Raw genomic sequence first — 7382 nt, forward strand, 5'->3', positions numbered from 1 at the left:
GGCTGGAGCATGCCGTACAAACAGAAAAAAAACATCTCGGTCTGAAAAAGACGCGCGAGAATTTCGAACGGTCGTTGCTGCTGAACACCCTGAACGAGGTCGGCTGGAACAAGAACCAGGCCGCCGCCAGACTGGGAATCAGCCGCATGTCCTTGTTCAACATGCTGAAAAAGTACCAGATCAGAAAATGAAAATTTGGCTGCTGAAAAAAACGGGCGCGTTCCTGCTTTTTACCTGGGCGGCCGCCAGCCTGATTTTTTTACTGGTGTACACCATTCCCGGCGATCCGGTGGCGGCCATGCTGGGCAAAATGCCCCGGCCCGAAGACATTCGGCGGCTGCAGCAGTCCATGCGCTTGGATCGACCCTTGGTCGAACAATACATGCACTTCGTGCAAAAATTGCTGCGCCTGGACCTCGGCGAGTCCATCATCGACCGCCGGCCGGTTCTGGCAACGATTCGCCGTTATTTCCCCAATACGATCATCCTGGCCGCCGCCGCCATGCTCCTGGCCCTGCTGATCGCCATGCCGCTCGGCATGCTGGCCGCCATGAAAGGGCGGGGGGTTTGCTACGTGGTGAGCATGGTTTTTTCGACCATCGGGCTGGCCGTCCCCGGCTTCTTGTCGGGGATCCTGCTGATCATTCTGTTTTCGCTCCGCTGGCACTGGCTCCCTGTATCGGGCAGCGGTGAAATCCGATTTCTGATCCTACCGGCGTTCACTCTGGCGATCTCCCTCAGCGCCTTTCTGATGCGGGTGATCCATACCGTGGTGGCCGGGGAAATGAACCAGCCGTACGTCCTGCTGGCACGCGCCAAGGGGCTTTCCGGGTTTCATGTTTTTTCCCGTCACGTCTTGAGAAATGCCCTGATCCCAATAATCACCATTATCGGCCTGCAGCTCGGCGCCTTGCTGAGCGGGACCATCGTCATCGAGAATGTTTTTTCCTGGCCCGGCATCGGCACCCTCCTGATCACGGCCATCCGGCAAAGGGATTTTCCGCTGATCCAGGGGATCGCTCTTTTCCTGGCTGTCCTCTACCTGCTGCTCAACCTTCTGATCGACCTGACCTACCCGATCATCGACCCGCGCCTGCGCCATGATCACCGCGAGTAAAACAAACCTGCAAACGAAGCTGGGCATCCTCCTGCTCGCTGGGCTGGGGGTCTTCCTTGCCGCCGGGGCCATCATCAACGGCATCGATTTGCGCCTGAATATCCAGTGGCGGCTGCAGGCGCCTTCGCCGGGGCACGTGTTTGGCACCGACGCCCTGGGGCGGGATATTTTTTCCTGCCTGATATTCGCAACCGCAATTTCCCTGGCCATTGCCCTGGCTGTGGTTTTTCTTTCGGCGCTCATCGGCGCCTTGCTCGGTTTCGCGGCCGCCTGGCAAGGCGGCTTGACCGAGGCCTGCATCATGCGCGGCGCCGACCTGATCCTGGCCTTCCCGGGCATCCTGCTCTGCCTGGCCTTGGTGGCTTTCTGGGGCCCGGGCATCTTTCATCTCGTTCTGGCGCTGGTGGGCAGCGGCTGGGCCGGGTACGCCAGGTTGGTGCGCGCCGAAGTGATCAAAGTCAAGGAGAGGGAATTCGTCCTGGCCGCCCGGGGCTTCAACGCCTCGGCGCTGCGCATCGCCTCCAGCCACATGGCGCCGCTGCTTTTCCCCCTGCTCGCCACTCAAGCCGTTCTGGGCATGGCCGGGGTCATATTGCTCGAGTCGAGTCTGGATTTCCTCGGCCTGGGGCTCGACCCGCGGCTGCCCAGCCTGGGGCAGATGATCGACGCCGGGCGCGCGCACCTGTTCGTCAAGCCGTCCCTGACCGTCCTTCCCGGGGGGTGTCTGATCGTGTTGATCGCCGCCTTTCTGCTGCTGGCCGATGGCGGCAAAGGCCGAGCCGCCGCCAACCGCATTGCAAAAATATTTTAAATAAATTATAATAAAAATATCATGGCGGATGGCAGATAGTGCAATTTTAGTGGAGGTTTTTCATGGAAAAAAGAAAGGAAAAACGTGTTAGAAAAAGAATGCTCTCCAGTTTGGAAGATAGACCGGCGATCATTGTCGATGTTTCCCAAAGCGGAATTCAAATTTCCATGAGTTCCACTCCAAAAAATCAACTGGTTTCGATTAAGCTTCAAATCGGAGGCAAGGTCATCCATCTGCATGGCGATATCCGCTGGATCAACAAGACGATCTCCACTCAAAACTCCAGCAATATCGGCATTGCCATCCACGAAGCTCCACCCGAATACCTGCAGCTTGTTGAAGGCCACTCCTAGGAAAACCGGGCCTCCGGCTCGAATTCAGGGCTTGTCCTGCTCGTTTTCGCTGGCGCCGATAAGGCCGGGCGCGGCATTGGCATCGGCCGCTTCGAGCGTCAGTTCGATGACATCGTCCTGCAGGCGGCAGACTAGGTAGCGGGCGTCGTTCCAACCCTTGTCCAGGGAAAGATAGGCGATTTTTTCCAGCAGCTCTTTTTTCAAGACGCGGGTCAGGTTGCGAGCCCCGTATTCGAGCGAATAGCCCCGGTGGGCGATGGTCGCCAGCACATCGTCCTTGATGACCAGCTCCTTGCCCTGTTTTTCCAGGTCGCGGCGGATCTCGCCCAAGTGGATGTCGATGATGGCCCTGATATCGGCATCATGCAGATGCCTAAAGATGATGATTTCGTCGATGCGGTTGAGAAATTCGGGGGAAAAATATTTTTTCAGCGATTTGATCAGCGTGGCCCGCGAAACATTGGCCCCCTCCAGGCTGCTTTTGTATCCCATGTCGGCCTTGGAAAACAAAGCCGTGCCGATATTCGAGGTCATGATGATGGTGGTTTTGGAAAAATCGATCACGTTGCCGCGGGCGTCGGTCAGGCGGCCGGCGTCGAATACCTGTAGGAAGATGTTCAGCAACTGCGCGTCCGCTTTTTCGACTTCATCCAAAAGAATGATGGAATAGGGATTCTGGCGCACCTTGTCGGTCAGCTGGTTGGCGTCATAGTAGCCGACATAGCCCGGAGCCGCCCCGACGAAGCGCGAATAAGTGAATTTTTCCATGTATTCCGACATGTCTATGCGGATGAGGTAGTCCTGGCTGCCGTACAGGGATTCGCTCAGGGCGATGGCCGTTTCCGTTTTGCCCACGCCGGTCGGACCGATGAACATAAATACGCCGTGCGGCCGGTTCTTTTTGACGTCGTAGCCCAGCTTGGACGTGATCACCGAGGAAACCATTTTGGCGATGGCCTCGTCCTGGCCGACGATTCTTTTTAAAATATTGGCCGGCAACGCGAGCAAACGGTTCTTCAAGGAAATGGAAATGTTGGTCTCAGGAAGATTGCCGATATCGGACAGGACTTCGACCACATCCGCTTCCTCGACCCGGTGCGCGCCGGCCTGGGTGGTGCTGTTCTTCAACTTGACCTTGGCGATGCAGCGCTCCAGGAGCATGATGGCCGAATCGGGCAGTTTCCGCTCGCGGATGTCCCTTTTGGCGCTCTCGACGATGTCCTCGATGATCTCGTTCGGAACCATGAGGTTGTCCTCGCTCATCGCCGCATTGACCAGGTTCTTCAGGATCTTGCGCGTCCCTTCCGGGGAAAGTTCGTTGACGATGATTCTCTGGAAATAGCCCAGCAGCGAATTGTCCTTTTCGATCGTGTTCTTGTATTCCTCATAGTCGGTGGTGGCGATCACCTGGATGGAATTGTCGCGCAGGAAATTTTTCAGGATATTGACCAGATCCAGAGAGGTTCCCCTGGCCGACCCGGTGGACATCATCAGATGGATGTCCTCCAAAACCAGGATGGAATTCTGGGATTTGAACTCCTGCAGGAGCTTCAGTACTTTTTCTTCGAACTGGCCGCGATACTTGGAACCGGTAAGCAGGGAAACGAAGTTGATCTCCTTGATCCGTTTCTCTTTCAGCGCGGCGGGAACCTCTTCGAAGATGATTTTCTGGGCCAACAGGCGGATCAGGGCCGATTTGCCGACCCCCCTTTCGCCGATCAAAAGCAGGTTGCGCTTGGAATTGGATATCAGGATCTCGATCATCTGGCGGAGTTCCTTGCCGCGGCCGATGATCCTTTCCTCTTTCTGGATGACCGTTTCGGTGATGTCGAAGAAGGCGTCATTTTTCTGTACGTCGGGCTTGCCCTTGCCTTTGTCGATCGCCTCCCTGATCTTCTTTATCTTTTCGCCCAAGCTTTTGTTCTGCGCGATCGACAGCGCTTTCTCATAAAAACTCAGGGCCAGCTCCACGTTCTCTTCCTGCCAATAGACATCGCCGATCATTTCATGCCCCTCGGCGTAGAACGGGTAAAAAAGCAAAAATTTCTGCAGCAGGCGCTTCATCTCCAGGAAGCGGCTTAGCCCGGCCAGGTTTCTGATCTGCAGAAGATAGATCAGCGGCATGCTGAAATCTTCGAAGGACGCAGCTTCAAGCAGAAGCTGGCTATCGGCATAGAGCTTCAGCTGCTGCTGGCGATAAGCCGCCTCGATCTCGCGCCATTTGCTTAAGGGTCCGCCCGCAACGGCGTCGGGCAGTCGCGGCTGCAAGCTCTCCAGCTCGGCAAAACAAAAATTGGCCAGGTAGAATTCGCAGATTTTTTGAAACGCGTCATCCCCGTCAGCCGTTGTTTCGCCGTCGCCGCCGATCGGGGCGTAGGCGATGCCGTCGGCGGCTACCCGCGTCAAGGCCAAGGGCTGCCCGTCGCGGCAAAGGAAAAAAGGCGCCAGGTTGAAGGTGATGGTGGCGTTGGCATAAACCAGTTCGCCCTCATGGCCGCTAGCGGCGTGTTTTTTTTCAGCCGCGTTCGGCTTCAGGGTCACTGACCCGGTGATCTTTTTGTCAAAAAGCTTGAACAGGTTTTCAATCCAGAACTTGTAATCACCGAAAAGGCCTTTTTTCACTTTGTCATCGAGCGGTGTTTTTTGATTTTTCAGGTAATCGCTGATGTTTTCCAGGATAAACGCCATGGTCTGGCGCTCGGTTTTGCTCATATTCAGGACCTGGGTGTTGAAAACCTGCAGAAAGCCGATGGCATTCTCCAGCATTTGAAAAATGTCGCCGGAAAAAAAAGTTTTCCCGGCCGGCAGCTGGAAATTCTTTTTCCGAAACAGGTTTTCAGCCTTGAACAGCCCGTCCAGGACGACGACCATGTTGATGAGCAGAAGGTCGGCGTTTTCTTTGTTGAATTCGCGTTTTTCGAACTTGAAATCGGGTAGAAAAACCGATAAAAACTGGCTCAGCCTCGCGAATTGACCGAAATGGGATTCCATCTTGTTCTCCAGTACACCCGTACCGTTTTTATTATATGAAGCCCTTGTCGGAAAGTCAATTTAAAATTGCTTTTTCAAGCGGGATTTGCTATACTTTTTTGCGGAAACTATGGATGATATACTGAATTTTATTGGCAGTAACCCCTTGGTAAAACTTCTGATCATCGTTGCCGCGATGATGCTGATTCTGAAAATCATCTATCAGGTCCTGAAAACGGCGAAAGTTTCCGCCTTCCAGAACAAGTCGTTTTTTGAATCGTTCTTCTACCTGCTTTTCAAAAAAGCCTACATGGAAAGGAGCGCCAGAAGAGCCTCCCAGCAGAATATGTTTTTCAAGGCCGGCCAGATATACGAGGAGATCGGCGAGTTTAAAAAAGCCCTGCAGGTGTACGAGGAAGGCCAGGAATACGAGCACATGGGCGCCCTGCTTGAAAAATTGAACAAGGAGAGCGAGGCCATCGAAGTATACAAAAGAAGCGGCAACAGCGACAACCTGATCAAGCTGCTGCTCAAGCGCAAAAATGTCGAGGCCGCCGGAATCGTCCTTGAAAACAACAACCGCTTTCAGGAAGCGGCCGAACTGTACTACAACTACGAACGGTATGAAAAAGCGGCCCAGATCTACGAAAAAAAGGGCTTTTACAAAAAAGCGGCTTACATCTACGAAAAAGGGGGCAACCTGAAAAAGGCGGCCACCAATTTTGAAAAATGGTTCATCACCAGCTTCGATACCTCGGTCGGCTATCAGAATTCGCGGGAGCTTGAGCAGGAGCTGCTCAAGGCCGTGGAACTATACACCCAGTTGAACGAATTGGATAAAGCCTACAACCTGCTGGTTAAATACGGAAAATTCGAAAAGGCTGCCGAGGTGGCCTTGAAAATGAAAAAGCTCGGCGACGCCGCCCAGAATTACGAAAAAGCCCAACAGCCGCTCAAAGCCGCCGAGATCTACGAGCAATTGAACCAGCCCAAAATCGCTTACCTGCTGCGCGGCGAAAGCGCCTTCGCCAAGGGCACTACCCTGGAAGCGGCCGAATGGTTCCTGAGGGGAGAGGACTACACGCGCGCAGCCGAACTTTTCGAGTGGGATAAAAAGTTTTCCAAGGCCGCCCATTGCTATTTCATGAACCAGAATTTCCTTGGCGCCGCCGAGAACTACCTCAAGGACAACAACGAAGAGGAAGCGGCCAAAATGTTTGAAATGGGGCGCGAATGGACCATGGCGGCCAACATTTCGTTCAAGTTCGGCAAATTTCAGAAAGCCGGCGAGCTGTATGAAAACGCCCAGGAATATTTCAAGGCCGGCAATTCCTTCATCAAGGTCGATGACGACCGCCGCGCCCTGGCCAATTTCCAGCAGGTCCCGCCCGATTCACCCGATTTTGCGACCGCCATCACCCTCATGGCCAATATCTTCCTGAAGAACCGCAAGCCGCAGTTGGTCATCGAAAAAATCGAAAAGCTGCTGGGCAATCACCCGATCGACAAATCCAACATCGAATGGTTTTATGTCCTGGGCCAGGCGTACGAAAACGCGGGTAATTTCAAGAAAGCCTTCGAAATTTACCAGATGATCCTGACCGAGGACTATTCCTTCAAGGATGTGCACCAAAAAATCAAGGAAGTCGAGAACCTGATACAGAAATACAAGGAGATGGACCTGATCAACGAGGATTCCAGCGAGCGCTACCGCATCATCGAAAAGATCGGCGAGGGCGGCATGGGCGTGGTTTTCAAGGCCGAGGACACCGTCCTGAAACGCGTGGTGGCGCTGAAGATCCTGAACAAGACCCTGGTCACCGACAAGCGCAACCTGGAACGTTTTTTTTCCGAAGCCCGCTCGACGGCCTCGCTGACCCAGGCCAACATCGTCACTGTGTACGATGTCGGCCAGATCAAGGACGATTACTTCATTTCCATGGAATACATAGAAGGCGAGAACTTCATGAGCCTGATCCGCCGCAAGAAGGTCTTCTCCCCCTCGCAGATCGTATTCATCGCCATCAAGCTTTTCAAGGCGCTTGACTATTCGCACCGCAAGGGGATCATTCACCGCGACATCAAGCCCCACAACATCATGATCACCAAGCAGAAGGAAATCAAGATCATG

General features: G+C 54.0%; 6 protein-coding genes. 5 read left to right on the plus strand and 1 reads right to left on the minus strand.

Annotation, left to right across the window (positions count from 1 at the left end; translation table 11 throughout):
• From NTW95_14475 to NTW95_14490, 4 genes are all read left to right on the plus strand, one after another.
• The coding region (locus tag NTW95_14475; GenBank protein MCX6558613.1) for a hypothetical protein at nt 1–191 on the plus strand (191 nt) is incomplete at its 5' end.
• Nucleotides 188–1117, plus strand: coding sequence for an ABC transporter permease (locus NTW95_14480; protein MCX6558614.1), 930 nt, complete (start codon nt 188–190; stop codon nt 1115–1117). The genes NTW95_14475 and NTW95_14480, both read left to right, overlap by 4 nt.
• Complete coding sequence (locus tag NTW95_14485) at nt 1101–1928, plus strand: ABC transporter permease (protein ID MCX6558615.1); 828 nt, start codon at nt 1101–1103, stop codon at nt 1926–1928. The genes NTW95_14480 and NTW95_14485 overlap by 17 nt, the downstream gene beginning before the upstream one ends.
• A 62-nt stretch (nt 1929–1990) precedes the next feature.
• Entirely contained in the window at nt 1991–2281 is a 291-nt protein-coding gene (locus NTW95_14490) for a PilZ domain-containing protein (GenBank protein MCX6558616.1), read from the plus strand.
• 24 nt (nt 2282–2305) lie between these two features.
• Here the strand turns inward: NTW95_14490 and NTW95_14495 are convergent, their stop codons facing one another.
• The gene (locus NTW95_14495) at nt 2306–5272 is read right to left on the minus strand and encodes an AAA family ATPase (protein MCX6558617.1); all 2967 of its coding nucleotides are present in this window, start codon (nt 5270–5272) and stop codon (nt 2306–2308) included.
• Nucleotides 5273–5417: 145 nt separating this feature from the next.
• Here NTW95_14495 and NTW95_14500 point away from each other — a divergent pair.
• The coding region (locus NTW95_14500) for a protein kinase (GenBank protein ID MCX6558618.1) at nt 5418–7382 on the plus strand (1965 nt) is incomplete at its 3' end.

This window comes from Candidatus Aminicenantes bacterium, from assembly GCA_026393795.1.
Taxonomy (GTDB): domain Bacteria; phylum Acidobacteriota; class Aminicenantia; order UBA2199; family UBA2199; genus UBA2199.